The sequence below is a fragment of the Myceligenerans pegani genome (genome assembly GCF_014892515.1).
GTDB classification, from domain to species: Bacteria; Actinomycetota; Actinomycetes; order Actinomycetales; family Cellulomonadaceae; genus Myceligenerans; species Myceligenerans pegani.
On the sequence record NZ_JADBGR010000019.1, the window covers coordinates 1 to 14,516 of the forward strand.

Annotated in this window: 15 protein-coding genes and 3 tRNA genes; 11 read left to right on the top strand and 7 right to left on the bottom strand. The window is 71.4% G+C overall.

Annotated features, from left to right (window positions below):
• Positions 1 to 259: 259 nt before the first annotated feature.
• From msrB to IIE03_RS01470, 3 genes are all read left to right on the top strand, one after another.
• Positions 260 to 667 (top strand): peptide-methionine (R)-S-oxide reductase MsrB, encoded by a 408-nt coding sequence (gene msrB / locus IIE03_RS01460; RefSeq protein ID WP_192860955.1) that lies wholly within the window; start codon positions 260 to 262, stop codon positions 665 to 667.
• A gap of 41 nt (positions 668 to 708) precedes the next feature.
• On the top strand, positions 709 to 1,455 hold the full coding sequence (locus IIE03_RS01465) for a metallophosphoesterase family protein (RefSeq protein ID WP_192860956.1): 747 nt from the start codon (positions 709 to 711) through the stop codon (positions 1,453 to 1,455).
• A 190-nt stretch (positions 1,456 to 1,645) separates the two neighbouring features.
• The gene (locus IIE03_RS01470; protein WP_192860957.1) at positions 1,646 to 2,818 is read left to right on the top strand and encodes a MarP family serine protease; all 1,173 of its coding nucleotides are present in this window, start codon (positions 1,646 to 1,648) and stop codon (positions 2,816 to 2,818) included.
• Here the strand turns inward: IIE03_RS01470 and IIE03_RS01475 are convergent, their stop codons facing one another.
• Positions 2,819 to 3,382 (bottom strand): hypothetical protein, encoded by a 564-nt coding sequence (locus tag IIE03_RS01475; protein ID WP_225997095.1) that lies wholly within the window; start codon positions 3,380 to 3,382, stop codon positions 2,819 to 2,821. It lies immediately after the preceding gene.
• Positions 3,383 to 3,727: 345 nt separating this feature from the next.
• Here IIE03_RS01475 and IIE03_RS01480 point away from each other — a divergent pair, with 345 nt between their 5' ends.
• Entirely contained in the window at positions 3,728 to 4,840 is a 1,113-nt protein-coding gene (locus IIE03_RS01480; RefSeq protein ID WP_225997096.1) for a glycerophosphodiester phosphodiesterase, read from the top strand.
• On the opposite strand, the gene IIE03_RS01485 is transcribed toward IIE03_RS01480, so the two are convergent.
• From IIE03_RS01485 to IIE03_RS01495, 3 genes are read right to left on the bottom strand one after another with little or no spacing between them, the layout of a single operon-like run.
• On the bottom strand, positions 4,841 to 6,277 hold the full coding sequence (locus IIE03_RS01485) for a protealysin inhibitor emfourin (protein WP_192860958.1): 1,437 nt from the start codon (positions 6,275 to 6,277) through the stop codon (positions 4,841 to 4,843). It lies immediately after the preceding gene.
• Positions 6,278 to 6,282: 5 nt separating this feature from the next.
• Positions 6,283 to 7,398: a mechanosensitive ion channel family protein gene (locus IIE03_RS01490; protein ID WP_192860959.1), complete on the bottom strand. Its 1,116-nt coding sequence runs from the start codon at positions 7,396 to 7,398 to the stop codon at positions 6,283 to 6,285.
• A 50-nt stretch (positions 7,399 to 7,448) separates the two neighbouring features.
• Entirely contained in the window at positions 7,449 to 8,012 is a 564-nt protein-coding gene (locus IIE03_RS01495; protein WP_192860960.1) for an antibiotic biosynthesis monooxygenase, read from the bottom strand.
• Positions 8,013 to 8,560: 548 nt separating this feature from the next.
• Here IIE03_RS01495 and IIE03_RS01500 point away from each other — a divergent pair.
• Positions 8,561 to 9,715, top strand: a complete 1,155-nt coding sequence (locus tag IIE03_RS01500; protein ID WP_318842735.1) for a M15 family metallopeptidase — start codon at positions 8,561 to 8,563, stop codon at positions 9,713 to 9,715.
• Positions 9,716 to 9,770: 55 nt separating this feature from the next.
• Here the strand turns inward: IIE03_RS01500 and IIE03_RS01505 are convergent, their stop codons facing one another.
• Positions 9,771 to 10,115: a metallopeptidase family protein gene (locus tag IIE03_RS01505; RefSeq protein WP_192861016.1), complete on the bottom strand. Its 345-nt coding sequence runs from the start codon at positions 10,113 to 10,115 to the stop codon at positions 9,771 to 9,773.
• A gap of 134 nt (positions 10,116 to 10,249) precedes the next feature.
• Between IIE03_RS01505 and IIE03_RS01510 the strand changes: the two genes are divergently transcribed.
• The 5 genes from IIE03_RS01510 (at position 10,250) to IIE03_RS01530 (ending at position 12,092) form a co-directional block, all read left to right on the top strand.
• Positions 10,250 to 10,322, top strand: a tRNA-Glu gene (locus IIE03_RS01510).
• Positions 10,323 to 10,479: 157 nt separating this feature from the next.
• A tRNA-Asp gene (locus IIE03_RS01515) sits at positions 10,480 to 10,553 on the top strand.
• Between the two features lie 64 nt (positions 10,554 to 10,617).
• Positions 10,618 to 10,690, top strand: a tRNA-Phe gene (locus IIE03_RS01520).
• Positions 10,691 to 11,331: 641 nt separating this feature from the next.
• On the top strand, positions 11,332 to 11,760 hold the full coding sequence (locus tag IIE03_RS01525; RefSeq protein ID WP_192860961.1) for a phage holin family protein: 429 nt from the start codon (positions 11,332 to 11,334) through the stop codon (positions 11,758 to 11,760).
• Positions 11,757 to 12,092 (top strand): DUF3618 domain-containing protein, encoded by a 336-nt coding sequence (locus IIE03_RS01530; protein ID WP_192860962.1) that lies wholly within the window; start codon positions 11,757 to 11,759, stop codon positions 12,090 to 12,092. The genes IIE03_RS01525 and IIE03_RS01530 overlap by 4 nt, the downstream gene beginning before the upstream one ends.
• A gap of 50 nt (positions 12,093 to 12,142) precedes the next feature.
• On the opposite strand, the gene IIE03_RS01535 is transcribed toward IIE03_RS01530, so the two are convergent.
• Positions 12,143 to 12,352, bottom strand: coding sequence for a BldC family transcriptional regulator (locus IIE03_RS01535; protein WP_123816003.1), 210 nt, complete (start codon positions 12,350 to 12,352; stop codon positions 12,143 to 12,145).
• A 534-nt stretch (positions 12,353 to 12,886) separates the two neighbouring features.
• Here IIE03_RS01535 and IIE03_RS01540 point away from each other — a divergent pair.
• Complete coding sequence (locus tag IIE03_RS01540) at positions 12,887 to 13,117, top strand: DUF3073 domain-containing protein (RefSeq protein WP_192860963.1); 231 nt, start codon at positions 12,887 to 12,889, stop codon at positions 13,115 to 13,117.
• A gap of 237 nt (positions 13,118 to 13,354) precedes the next feature.
• Here IIE03_RS01540 and purM read toward each other — a convergent pair whose 3' ends face one another.
• Positions 13,355 to 14,467, bottom strand: coding sequence for a phosphoribosylformylglycinamidine cyclo-ligase (gene purM, locus IIE03_RS01545; protein WP_192860964.1), 1,113 nt, complete (start codon positions 14,465 to 14,467; stop codon positions 13,355 to 13,357).
• Positions 14,468 to 14,516: the final 49 nt, after the last annotated feature.

Below are 14,516 nucleotides of genomic sequence, written 5' to 3' on the forward strand. Positions count from 1 at the left end.
CGGCGGTTCGCCGAGTGGTGCGCAGGCAGGCGGAGCGAGGGCGAACGACGCCTCCGGCGGCGGCTCGTCCGGCCACGGCGCGGACGGGACGCCGGGCGGCGCGCGGCGTCGGCGCCGGGGAAGCCGCGGCGGCCGCGGGCGGAACACGCGCACCGCCGACTAGGTTGGTCTCTGAGGGGCGCGGACAGATCCGTCGCGCCCGTCGGCCCCTCGGCGTGACCCGCCGAACGGCCCTGCGCGAAGCGAGCGGAGACGAGCGATGACGTACGAGGTGTCCAAGTCCGAGGACCAGTGGCGTGACGAGCTGTCGCCCGAGGAGTACGCGGTGCTCCGCCGGGCCGGCACCGAACGTGCCTGGACCGGTGAGCTGCTCGACGAGAAGCGCGTGGGCGTGTACCGGTGCCGGGCGTGCGGGAACGAGCTGTTCCGGTCGGACACGAAGTTCGACTCGCACTGCGGGTGGCCGTCGTTCTACAGCCCGCTCGCCGGGGACCGGGTCGAGCTGCTGGAGGACCGGTCCCTCGGGATGGTCCGCACCGAGGTGCGCTGCGCTCGTTGCGGCTCGCACCTGGGCCACGTCTTCGACGACGCCCCGCAGACCCCGACGGGCGACCGCTACTGCATGAACTCCATCAGCCTGACCTTCGAGGAGAGTGCGGGCGACTGATGTCGCGTTCAGGGTGACCGGCGACGGCGATACGATGCCGCATGCGGATCGCAGCCATCTCCGATGTCCACGGGAACGTCTTCGCGCTGCGCGCGGTGCTCGACGCCATCGCCGAGGACGAGGCCGATGTCGTCGTGAATCTCGGCGACCACCTCTCCGGCGGAGTCGCCCCGGCCGCAACGGCGGACCTGCTTCTGCGTACGCCGATGGTGTCGGTCAGCGGCAACCACGAGCGCCAGGTGCTCACCATGGCTCGCGGCCAGATGGGGAAGTCGGACCGCCTCGCCCACGACCAGCTCGACGCCGCCCACCGGGAGTGGCTGGCCGGTCTGCCGACCACCGTGACGATCACCGAGGGCGTGCTCGCCTTCCACGGCAGCCCGAAGAGCGACCTCGAGTACCTCCTGGAAACGGTCACCCCCGACGGCGTTCGTCCGGCGACGGTCGACGAGGTGACGCGGCGTCTGGCCGGCTACCTCGATCACGACCTCCTGCTGTGCGGCCACACCCACCTGCAGCGCGCCATCCGCCTCGACGGCGGCCCCCTCGTCGTCAATCCGGGGAGCGTCGGCTGGCCCGCCTACGACGACGACAACCCCTTTCCTCATGTGGTCGAAGCCGGCTCGCCGCACGCCCGCTACGCGATCGTCGACGACGCCACCGGACGGTGGGAGGTCGACTTCCGGGCACTCGACTACCCCTGGAACGACGCCGCGGCGCTCGCCCGGTCGAACGGCCGACCGGACGTGGAGCACGCCCTCCTCACGGGAACCAATCTCAGCGGATGAGGCCGCACCGGCCGGCCGTGAACTTCCGGTAGGGGATCTGCGCATCGGGTGACGGAGCGGCGCAGAATCCGGCGCCCGCTGTGGGCATCGGGTGGTGACCACCCCGGCACACCGCCCCCGGTCGGTAGGTTGCACCCAAGGCGTCGTTCCGGCGCCGTCGCCGCCGACCCGCACACTCCCGGAGGAGCCCATGACACCCGTCGACCTCGTGCTCCTCCTGATCCTGCTCGTCGCTCTCGGCGCCGGGCTGAGCCGGGGCCTGCTGGCCACGCTCGGCGGCCTCGCGGGCCTGATCGCCGGGGGCCTCGCGGCCTTCTGGGCCGTCCCCGCCGTCAACGACCTGCTGCCCAGCTCCCAGTGGCGCGGCCCGGTCGCTGTCGCGGTGGCGATCGCGCTCCCGGTGCTCGGCGCCTCGCTCGGGTCGGGGCTGGGCCACGACCTGCGGCGGGGCGTGGATCGCACCGCCCTGCGACCGCTCGAACGTCTCCTCGGCGGTGCGGCGAACGTCGTGGTCGCGGCCCTCGCGCTCTCGTTCGTCGGCAACGCGATCACCGCCACCGGCACGCCGGGTGTCGCCGCCGCGCTCTCGTCGTCGAGCGTCCTGCGCACCATCGACGACCTGACGCCGCCGGCGGTCGGCCGCCCCCTCGCCGAGATGCGCGCCATGGCGCTCGACGACGGCCTGCCCCGGCTGAACCTCCTGATCGTCCCGCGGCAGGCGCCGGTGGCGCCCACCGTCGACCTGGACGACGCCGACCTGGAGGCCGCGGCACGGTCGGTGGCCCGGATCTCGGGCATCGCCTACGCGTGCGGGAAGAGCTCGACCGGGTCCGGGTTCGTCGTCGCTCCGGACCGGGTGGTCACCAACGCGCACGTCGTGGCGGGCGTGGACCGGCCCGTCGTGGAGCTCCCCGACAGCCCGGCCCGGGAGGGGCGCGTCGTGTACTTCGACCCGGTCGACGACCTCGCCGTCGTCGCCGTCGACGGGCTGTCCGCCGACGCCCTCGACATCGCGCCGACCCTGTCGGTGGGCGACCGCGCGGTGGTCCAGGGCTACCCGTACGGTGGCCCGTTCACCTCGACGAGCGCCGGGGTCCTCGGCGTGGACACCGCCCGGGTGCCCGACGTGTACGGCTCCGGCGCGGCCGGCCGCGAGGTGTACTCCCTGGCCGCCGCGGTGCGCCCGGGCAACTCGGGTGGGCCGCTCCTGACGACCGGCGGGGACGTCGCCGGTGTCGTCTTCGCCCGTGCCGACTCCTCGGCCGACGTCGGGTACGCCATGACGAGCGCCGAGCTCCGCCCGGTCGCCGCGCAGGCCACCGAGCTCGACGCGGCGGTCTCGTCCGGGCAGTGCACGGCCTGATCACCCAGGTTTCCGGAGGCCGGCGACGTCCGTCGTCGCGCGGCTCCCGAGCTTCCCCCACGGCTTCGCCACCGCGATCCACGTCGCCAGCGCGAGCGCGGTGAGCGACACGACGGGCGGGTAGACCAGCTGGGCGACGACCTCGGGCGCGGGCTGCGCACCACCCGCGAGCGCCTGCCCGTACGCCGCCACCTCCGGCATCCCGGGCCGCAGCGCGAACAGGATCGCCGCGCACAGGGCAAGGTTCATGGCCAGCTTGACCGCGACCCACCAGTACCGGACCAGCCCCCAGCGGGTGAACATCCCGAGCGCCACGCCGGTCGCGAGGCACAGCAGCGCCGAGACGAGCATCGGGCCGAGGACGTACGTGCCGAGCGCCTGGTAGGCAAGTCCCGCGGCGGCAGGGTCGGAGGCGGTCATGCCCACGACGACGAGCACCGCGACCATCACGTCGACGCCGATCCACGCGCCCGCCGCGATGACGTGCACCGTGAGGACGAGTTGGCGCGCCCGCGGCGGGAGTCCGGGCCGCGCCGGGTTCTTCGCTACCTGTGTGTTCACCATGCCCGACACGATTCCCGGTGAACGTGTGGGCCGTCGTCGTCCCAGGGTTGTCACCCGGGCGGCACTCCGGTGCCACCGCCGGCCTGCCCTTCCGGTCGCGTCGTCTCCGCCGGACTGCCTCCACCGGCCTCCACCGGCCTCCGCCGGCCCGCTCGCCCGACGGTTCCCTTCCGTCGGCCGGCCTGCCGTTCCGGCCTTCCGGTGGCCGCCGCGTAGCCCGTCGGAGAACGATCCGGCGGGGCAGTTGAACGCGCGCGGAAGTTTCCCGGAACTCCCCGGCCGATCGCGCCGACCGCGACTCGCGCAGACCTATCGTGAGAAGACGTCCGCAGATCGGAGCACGACATGGCCCTCCTGGATCGCCCGGACACCCCGGTGCGGCCCTTCGCCGTCGGCAGCACCTCCGTGTCCCACGGCACGACGCACGGTACGACGTCGCGCCCCCCGTCCACGCACTCCGCGACCGCGGTCCGCGCGACCGCGCGTCGCACGACGAGCCGCGCCCTGACCCGCCGTCCCGCGCCGAGGAAGCGCGTGCCGCGCTGGACGCCGCTGGTCTGGCTCGCCCTGCTCGCCGACCACCGGCGGCACGCCCGGCTCGCGGCCCGCTCGGCGGTCGCCACGGCTGCGTCGGCCGGACTCTCGCCGTACGAGTCCCCCGGCCGGCCCGGTGTCGTCATGGAGCAGCCGGAGCGGCCCGGTACGCTCGGCCGGATGACCCGCCCCGCCGTCGTCGCGCACCGAGGGAACTCGTCGGTCGCACCGCAGAACACGCTGGCCGCGATCGAGGCCGCGTGCCGGGCCGGGGCCGACGCGGTCGAGATCGATCTGCAGCGCACCGCCGACGGTGCCGCCGTCATCATCCACGACGACGTGGTCGACGCGACCACCGACGGCCACGGCGCCGTGGCGCGCCTCAGCCTGGTCCAGCTCCGCGCCCTCGACGCCGGCCGCTGGTTCGGCCCGGCCTACGCGGGGCAGCGGGTGCCGCTGCTCGCCGAGGTGCTCGAGATCCTGGTGCGCTACCCGAGCACGCACCTGCTGCTCGAGCTGAAGGGCGTCTGGGCTCCGGCCGAGATCCGGGGCGTCACGACGGCGATCGACGACGCCGGGCTCGGTGAGCGGGTGCTCGTCCAGTCCTTCTGGCCCGACACGGTCGCCGCGGCCCGCGACGTCGCCCCGCACCTGGAACGCGGGCTCCTGCTGGCGTACGAGCCGCCGGACGTGCTCGACGTGTGCGCGGGCCTCGGCGTGGCCGCGTGCAATCCGTCCGCCGAGATGGTGCGCCGCGATCCGGGGATCGTCACGCGGCTGCACCGCGCGGGCCTGCGGGTCATGGTCTGGACGGAGAACGACCCGTCGGGCTGGTCGCACCTGTGCGAGGTCGACGACGGCGCCGGCGTGGACGCCATCATCACCGACCGCCCGGACCGCCTCCTGGGTTGGTTCTGCCGCTGATCACCGGTCCCGAGAGGCGAGGATCAGCTCCGCCAGCCGGAGCAGATCGGGTGTGGCGTAGTCCTCCGGGACCTCGACCTCGTGACCGCCGCAGACGATCACGTAGGTGAACGCGTCCGGCCGGCGCGGTTCCTCCGACCAGGCCGCGGCCTCGTGCTCGAGCAGCGAGATGTCCACGCGGTGCACCAGCGTCCGGGCCTCGCCGACGCGCGGGTCGTCGCCGTCCAGGTCCAGGGAACTGGTCATGGTGATCCCCGCGAAGCCTCCGCTCCGCCGGACCTCGACGACGCCGATCGGTTCGCCGGTGTCCGACGGCGGCGCCGGGGTCCCCGGGGCGTCGGGCTCCCCCTGGTCGTCGGTGCGGTCCGACGGCGCCTCCTGCGCGCCGTCGTCCTCCGCGATGACGCCCACGCTCGCCCAGGCCTCGCGGACGACGTCCGCGTGCTCTCCGGCGACGGCGACGGTGGCGGCGGCGAACCCGGCGAAGTCCGTGGTGGGCCCGACGGTGAGCAGCGCGTCGTACCAGATCCTCCCCGCACCCTCGGTGGACGAGCCGCCGATCTCGGTCGCGGCGAGGTAGAACGCCCGGTTCGGGATGCCGGAGTTGATGTGCACGCCGCCGTTGTCGTCCCTCGTGACGACGAAGTCGTCCATGTGAGCCGGCTGCGGGTCCTTGCCCAGGATCGGGTCGTCGTAGGCGGTGCCGGGCTCCGACATCGACCGCAGGGCGTCGCCCCGCACGTGGTCCGTGAAGAGCCCCTCACCGATCAGCCAGTCGGCCTCCGCCGCGTCCTGCCCGAGGACACGCTGCTTGAGGCAGGTGCCGAACACGTCCGACATCGATTCGTTCAGGGCGCCCGGCTGGTTCCGGTAGACGAGACCCGCCGTGTGCTCGGTGACGGCATGCCCGAGCTCGTGCGCCAGGATGTCGACGGCGATCGTGAAGCGGTTGAAGATCTGCCCGTCGCCGTCGCCGAATACGAGTTGCCTGCCGTCCCAGAACGCGTTCTGGTAGTTCTGCCCGTAGTGCACCGTCGCGCTGACGCGCGCGCCGGCGTCGTCGTACGACGTGCGGCCGAAGGCGTCCCGGAGCATGTCGAGGGTGTCCCGGACGCCGTCCCAGGCCTCGTCGACGGGCAGGTCGCCCGACGGCGACCCGTCCGTCTCGTCCCGCACCGGCTCCCCGGGCAGGGTCTGGGTGTTGCCGGCCGTGTGGATCGTCCACGCGAGCCCGGTGGTCTCCACCGGGCGGGGCTGCTCGGGCTCGGCCGCCTGCGTCCGTAACCGGTGTGCGCTGCGCTCGTCGCGGAATCCCGCGTCCAGGTCCAGCGTGTGGCGGCAGGCCTCGCGGAGCCCGGGTTCGGGCGCCGGCCCGGAGGAGGCGGCCTCGGCCACGTGCCGGAGGAGGTAGGGCGGGACAAATCCGGAACGACTCATAAGTCTCAATCAACCATGTCGCGTTCCGGCGCGCCAGGGGAAGCACCCGACGCCACCTGCGCGAGGACGCCTCCCGGCGCCTCGGACTCGAACCGCGTGCGGGGGAGCGACCCGGCCGCCTCCCGCTGCACCCAGACGACGATCTCCTCGCGCACATGGCACCGGAGGTTCCACAGATCGTCCCCGTCCCGTGCGCTGACACAGGCCCGGACCCGGATGGTGCCTCCCGTGGCGTCCGTGACCTGCAGGCTCTGCACCCGGCCGTCCCACAGCGTGGTTCCCGAGACGATCCTGCCCAGTTCCGCGCGCAGCGGTTCGAGCGGGGTGCGGAAGTCGAGGTCGAACTCGACCGTGCCGAGCAGTTCCGACGAGGTGCGCGTCCAGTTCTCGTAGGGCTGCTGCGTGAAGTAGGTGCAGGGCAGGATCAGGCGGCGATCGTCCCAGATGTGCACCACGACGTAGGCGAGCGTGATGTCCTCGATGCGCCCCCACTCGCCCTCGACCACCACGACGTCCCCGACGTGGATGCGGTTGGTGAACGCGACCTGGATGCCGGCGAACACGTTCCCGAGCGAGCTCTGCGCCGCGAGCGCCGCGACGATCGACACCAGCCCGGCCGAGGCGAGCAGGCTCGTCCCCACGGTGCGGGCGCCGTCGAAGGTCATCATGATGCCCGCGAGCGCGAGGACGCCGAGCACGCCGACCGTGATCCGCCGCAGCATCATGACCTGGGTGCGGAGCTTGCGCGCCTGGCGCCAGTCGTGGACGCCCACCCTGATGCGCGCGTAGGCCCGCTCCTCGACGACGAAGGCGAGGTTCCCGACGAGCCAGGCGCCGGTGACGATGACGGCCGGCACCACGAGATTCTGCGCCACGGGGAACCAGTCCGCCCTGGAGTGCCCGGACAGGTTCAGCGCGATCCAGGCGGCCACCACGAGGAACGTGGCCCGGACGGGGTTGCGGAGCCGCTGGGCGATCTGGCGCGCGATCTCGCTGCGTCGGCCGAGCCGGCGGATGAGCCACGCGAGAGCTGCCGTGAGGAGGTAGGCGACGACGACGGCGCCCGCCATCCACGCGATGGTCTCGAGCAGCCCGGACGTGCCCTGGAGTGCGTCTGGCATGGCCCTACTGTGGCGCGCCGGGCACATTTCGCGCAAAGCCCCACAGGGACCTATCGGCTGTGGAGCCAGCCGTGCAGACGCCGCGTCACCCACGGCAGCACCCAGTACGCCATGACCGGTGTCAGGACCAGGGTGGAGATCAGCACCCGGAGCACGAGCGGAACGCCGGACCACCCCGGTACGAACGCCGTGGACAGCCAGGTGAAGAGCAGATTCACCGGAAAGAAGCCGAGCCAGATGCTGGTGGCCTGCTTCCAGCGGGGTGGTGCCGGGACGGCGTCGTCGGCGCGGACCGGGTCGTCGAACCAGCCCTCGATACCGGTCCGGCGTTCGACCCGGCGTTCCTCCACGAGCCCCGCGCCCCGCGCGAGCCACGTGCCACGCTCCTCGGACCGCTCCCACGCGTCGAGGCGCGCCTCGTCGGCGAACCGGTAGAGCATGAACCAGTCGCTCGACCCCTCGGCCGCCCGCACCCATCCGGAGCCGAGGAAGCCGTCCCAGCGGTTGGCGAGGTTGACGCCGTCCTGCACCCAGCGCGTCACCTCCGGAACGTTCTCGGGACTCACGACGCGGTGGATCGAGACGGTCACCGGGACGGTCGGGGTGTGGTCCATGTCCAGCAGTGAACGACGACAGCGAAGTGCCCGACCCGGTGAAGCGCGCCCCCGGGAGGCACCGTCTCGCGATGCGGACACCTGTGGCGGCCGTCACCGCGCTCTTGCCCGGCGACGGCCGACCCGGCGTGAGAGCGATCCCACATTCGGGCGGGTCGAGGCGTCACCTGTGTCCCGACCTTCACGCCGGTTCCACGAGATGGCTACTGACATTGTGACCAATGTCGCGCCGAAACGTCGTGGCCGAACCGTGACCGTCCCCCACCATGGATGGGTCGCCGACGCCGGCGCGGGTCTCGAGGCCCGCCGTGCGAGCCACCCGGGCCGCACGATGAACCGGCACAGGTTCGAGATTCCGCTCGCCCCCCGAGGGTCGCGTGAGTCCACCGGGCGACGTGCCGTGGGCCTCGTCCGACGACGAGCGCGCGCCATGGCACCGAGAAAACAGCATCGGCGTGCACATGGATCCGCCCCCCGCAGGGTCTTCCCCTCACGGACCCATGACTCTGACTCCCAGCCACCGCGCCGGTGCGTGAACGGAATGCCGCGTGAAGCACCCCCACCCTGCCACTGCACACCCTGTCGCGCACCCCGTCGCCCGGTGCACCGCGTTCGCCGCGGTCGTGGCGATCGGTGCGCTGAGCATGAGCGCTCCCGCCGCCGCGTCCCCCGTGAGCATCGCGCCGGAAGGTGTCGCCGCGCCGGCGACCGTGCCGGGAACGGAGCCCGCCGACCCCCTCTCGGTCGTGCTCGCCGGCACTCCCATGACACTGGACGCCGAGACCGAGGAGGCCCTCGCCGACGCCACCGGCGCACTGGTCCAGGCTCGCCACCTCACGACCTCGACGGACATGAGGGCCAAGCGGGCCGCGCGTATCGAGGAGGCCGCCGCCGAGGTCCGCGAACTCGTCATCGCCGCTACCGCCGTGTCGGCCGAGGGCACCGTCGCCGCGTCGGCGGCCGCCGCCCTGGCGGACCGCACCGAGCGCGCCTCGCGTTCCGACGGGCGTTCTGCCCTACCTGGCGAGGCAGCCGACGAGGCATCCGGGGACACCGGATCGCCGTCGGTCACGGAGGTCTCCGCGGCGCACCTGACCGAGGCGACCGAGGACCTGTCGGCCCTGCTGGAGTCATCTGCCGGCGACGTGGTGTCGGAGGTCGTACCGGGCCCGACCAAGAAGGAGATCGCCGCCCAGAAGGCGAGAGCGCGCGCGAAGGCCGAGGCGAAGGCGGAAGCCGAGGCAGCGGCACGGGCCGAGGCCGGGCGGAAGCGGGCCGCGAAGCTCGCGGCCCAGGCCAAGAAGTACGGGAACGGCCAGATCCCGTCGAACCTGCTGTGCGACCTGTCGTTCGCGCCCGGACACGAGTTGCGGTGCGACGCCGCGCTGGCGATCGAGGACCTGAACGCCGCCTTCCGCGCGGCGTTCGGCCGGAACCTGAAGGTCAACGACTCCTACCGGTCGTACGCGGAGCAGGTCGCCGTCGCCGCGACGATGGGCGCGCTGGCGGCTCCCCCGGGAACGTCGAACCACGGGCTGGGGCAGGCGATCGACCTGGGCGGCGGGATCTCGGCGTTCGGCTCGGCCGAGTACCAGTGGATGGCCGCGAACGCCGGAAAGTTCGGCTGGATCCACCCGGCGTGGGCGGAGCCCGGCGGGTCCAAGCCCGAGGCCTGGCACTGGGAGTACAAGACCGGGGCCTGACGGCGTACCCGGGTTCGACCGGGCGGGGTCTACGCCCAGCCGAGCTGGCGAGGGTCTACGCCCAGCCGAGCTGGTGGAGGCGTTCGTCGTCGATCCCGAAGTGATGGGCGATCTCGTGCACGACGGTGACGGCCACCTCCTCGACGACCTCTTCCCGGCTCTCGCACATGGCCAGCGTCGGGTTCCGGAAGATCGTGATGCGATCCGGCAGGGAGCCCGCCGCCCACTGGTGGTCGCGCTCCGTGAGCGGTACGCCCTCGTAGAGCCCGAGCAGTCCGGGATCCTCCGGCGGAGCGTCGTCCTCGACGAGCACGACGACGTTGTCCATCTGGGCCGCGAGGTCCTCCGGGACCAGATCGAGCCCCTCGCTGACCGCGTCCTCGAACTCGCCACGTGTCATCTCCACCACGGGCCCATCATCGCCGACGGCGGCCCGGCGCGCGCAGCCGCCCACGCCCGGCGGCGGACGGCCGGGTCGGGGTGACGGATACGACGTGGACGCACGCCGTCGCGCCTGTAGACTTTCCGCGTCCAGCCCCCATCGTCTAGCGGCCTAGGACCCCGCCCTTTCACGGCGGTAGCACGGGTTCGAATCCCGTTGGGGGTACGAAGAAGCGCCATAGCCGCAGCTCAGGGCGAGTCTCACCCGGTGTGAGCCACGCCATCGTCGCGGGAGCGGGATTCAATTTCCGGTTCGGACACCGCGTGGGTTAGGCTTCTCTCGGTTCGCACGGCGGACCACCTCGGCCGCAGGATGCGGCCATGGCCCTGTAGCGCAGTTGGTTAGCGCGCCGCCCTGTCACGGCGGAGGTCGCGGGTTCAAGTCCCGTCAGGGTCGCGCTTGATCGCCCGGTATCGTCGGTATCGACGCACCGGGCTTTCGCGCACGGCACCAGTGCCACGGCTCTGTAGCTCAGTTGGTAGAGCGTTCGACTGAAAATCGAAAGGTCACCGGATCGACGCCGGTCGGAGCCACAACGAAACCGCAGGTCAGGGGATCATGCCCCTGACCTGCGGCGTTTCTGCGGGTGCTCTCGAATGGGCTGAGGCTCCCAATGGGGCTCTACCACCTCACGAAGGCTCGCCCGCGCTCTGGTCTGGGCCGCCGGACGGAGTCGGCCGGTAGAACAGTTCGGTCACCGCCGTGCCGCTGTGTCCGACGAGCCCGACACCTCTTCGATCGGAACGGCGCTCCAGGACATCAGCGACACGAACATGTGGCGAAGCTCGCGGGGCGTCCACTCGGGCGCGTCGGCTCTTGACCAATGCCGCAATGAACGGTCACCCGACAGGCGTTCCGGCACTGTTGCGCGGCCGCTCCCGTCGAATCTTGTCGATGCAGACGAAACTATCCGGAGTCGCCGGCACAAGCCCATCCCGACGGGGCCCGACCCCGCTCGTTCCGACCCGACAGTTGGTCGATCGTCCAACAACTTCATGACCATACCCCCACATTGCCTCCACGTTGCGCGTGTCACACGCGCCGTACGGACGGAATCCGCGCCGCGCCGCCCTCTGGAATTGCCCTCCGCCTCCCCTACCGGTTGAGTTGACCTCAACAGATGCATGGCAGGCGACAGCAAGATCCGCGGCAGCGCCGTGCACGGGAGGGGCACATGAGCCAGGACACGATGGACGGCACGCCGTCGCAGGACCGTCCGACATCGCTCGGCGGACTCGTCGAGCACATCAGCGAGCAGGCATCGCGCCTGGTACGGGCGGAGATCGCGCTCGCCCGGGCGGAGCTCACCGACAAGGCGATGAAGTCCGGGATCGGGATCGGCCTGTTCGTCGGGGCACTCGTGGTGCTGCTGTACGCGATCGGCGTCCTGCTCCTGGCGGCCGTGTACGGCCTGGGCACGGTGTGGCCGATGTGGCTCGCCGCGCTGGCCGTGGGCGGATTCCTGGTGCTCGTGACCCTGATCCTGGTGCTCGTCGGCCAGGCGCTGCTCAAGAAGGGCACACGGAAGCCGGAGAGCGTGCAGCGCATCAAGGACGACGTCACGACCATCCGCACGGGCATCCAGGAAGGGCTGCACCGATGAGCACCGAGGACAAGGCACGGCGTTCGCCCTCCAAGGAGGAGCTCGAGGCCGAGGTGCTGCGCACCCGCGCCGAGCTGGCCGCGACGATCGACCAGCTGACACTCAAGATCAACCCTGCCCATCAGGCTCAGCGATTCGCGCGGAACGCCAGGCAGGCGGCGGCGGGCGCCGGCAGTCGGGCAGCTGGAGCGTTCCAGCGGGACAAGAGGAACCCGGTGCCTGAGGGACACCGGGTTCGAAACACCAAGCTTCTCGTGGGTACCGCACTGGGTCTCGCGGCCCTGGGTGCGGTCACGATCACTGTGGTGGTCCTGCGGCGCGCGCGGGGCTGAGCTGGGGCAGCACCCGGCGCGCCGTCACCACTGCCTGCCGACCTCGTCGGCTACGCGTCGGAGTCGTCGGGACTCTCGGCCGCTGCACCGAGCAGCGCCCGAACCTCGGACTCCTTGTACCGGCGGTGTCCACCGAGCGTGCGGATCGAAGAAAGCTTTCCCGCCTTTGCCCAACGCGTAACCGTCTTGGGGTCTACACGGAACAAGCTCGCTACCTCGGCAGGCGTGAGCAGGACCTCGGATTCTCCGTGGATGGACATCCCTGCACCTCCTCCGGAACGGCGCCGGCCCTGGCGGCACCAGGTTCTTGACGGCTCCCGCTCTCTCACCATTGTTAGCAGCAAACAGGATTTAGGCGACTTGAGAGCGGACTCATTTCGCTCACATTCTCCGACGCGTCTCTCCGCAACGGAGCGCCCAACGACGCAACCATAGCGCGAACCCCCCACCTGTTAGCGATTCGTCACCATTTGTCGCCATCTTCCACCACCATCATGCATCACTCGGCTACCGACTCCTCGTGGAGGGCAGTTCGCGACGCGCGAACATCGTCACGTCATGACGGTCACGACAGACGACGACGCTCTGTCACGTCGTCACGTCCAGCGCCTTCCGGGGCGTCCCGATGCGAATCGTGCCGAAGATCACCGGCGCATCGGACGAATCACACGTGCAGACTGGAGGAAACCGCGTACAACCATGTACCGTTAGAGCCTGGACAGATCAAGCACACTCCGGGGCCGCACGTCTGTTGCACGTAGCCGCCCCGCTCCTACGTTGAGGGGGTCGGAGCCATGGGCCGCGGCCGTCAGAAGGCAAAGCAGACCAAGGTTGCTCGAGCGCTGAAGTACTACAGCCCTGAGACCAACTACCACGCCCTCGAGCAGGAGCTCCGAGGCGGGAAGTCCCACACGGATGTGGCGACGGACGATTCCCGCTGGGACGCCCCCGAGGACGAGGACTACGACAACCGCTACGCCGACTGGGCTGACTTCGACGATTCGAACGAGCGCCGAGAACACTGACACAGCGTTCCCGCACCCCGATCGTCGACACCCCAGCAGTCGATAGTCCCCCGTGACCGGCCTCACCGCCACTCGGGCAACCCGCACAGCCCCTGTCACAGCTGTGTGCGCCACCCAGCGTCCAGCCGCAGTGAGAGTTCCTACCGAGGTGTGCGGCTCGGCCGACACTCCCAGCAGTCGACAGTCCACCCACAGCAGTACTCACCGCAGTGATCTGCCTCGCGGGGGCGAGGCAGATCACTGGTAGTCGTTCACCAGGCGCACAGCCCCACCCCGCACCCCCTTGGTGCCACCCACCAGCTCCTCCGACGCACTCGCCGAGACGTCGTCGAGGGCTTCGATCCGGCCGAGCTCCCACGCCGGCACCCCGAGCTCGGCCAGTCGGCGCAGTGCGGCGTCGGCTCCCGCGGCGTCGACCACCGCCACCATCCCGACGCCCAGGTTCAGCGTGTTCTCGAGATCACGGCGCGGCACGCCGCCCAGTTCGCGCACCATCCGGAAGACCGGCGGCACCTCCCATGACGCGCGGTCCACGGTGGCCACGGTTCCGGCGGGCAGCACACGCGCGAGGTTTGCGGCCAGGCCGCCGCCCGTGACATGAGTGAAGGCGTGCACGCTCGCCGCGTGGTCCGCGGCGAGGGCCAGGACGTCGCTCGCGTACACGCGCGTCGGCTCCAGGAGTTCCTCGCCGAGCGTGCGCCCGAACTCCTCGACGTGCCGGTCCAGCTCCCACCCGGCGTGCTTCACCACGGCGCGCACCAGCGAGTACCCGTTCGAGTGGAGCCCGGAGGAGGCCAAGGCGATCAGGACGTCGCCCTCACGCACACGGTCGGGCCCCAGCACGTCGTCGGCCTCCACGATCCCCGTGGCGGCGCCGGCGACGTCGTACTCGTCGGGTGCGAGCAGCCCGGGGTGCTCGGCGGTCTCGCCGCCCACGAGGGCGGTCCCGGCCGCCTCGCACGCCTGGGCGATCCCCCGCACGATGTCGGCGACGCGCTCCGGCACGACCTTGCCCGTGGCGATGTAGTCGGTCATGAACAGCGGCTTCGCACCGACGACGACGATGTCGTCGACGACCATCCCCACGAGGTCGAAGCCGATGGTGTCATGCTTGTCGAGCGCCTGGGCGATCGCCACCTTGGTGCCGACACCGTCCGTGGACGTGGCGAGCAGCGGCTTGCGATAGGTCCGGAACGCCGACATGTCGTACAGCCCGGCGAACCCGCCGACGCCTCCGAGGACCTCTGGCCCCTGCGTCCGCCGTACGGCATCCTTCATCAGTTCGACGGCCTTGTCGCCGGCCTCCGTGTCGACCCCTGCGGCCGCGTAGGTGAGCCCTTCGGATGTCACTGGTACTCCATCACTGGTCGGGTCGGTGGTCCGGGGACGACGGCGGTCG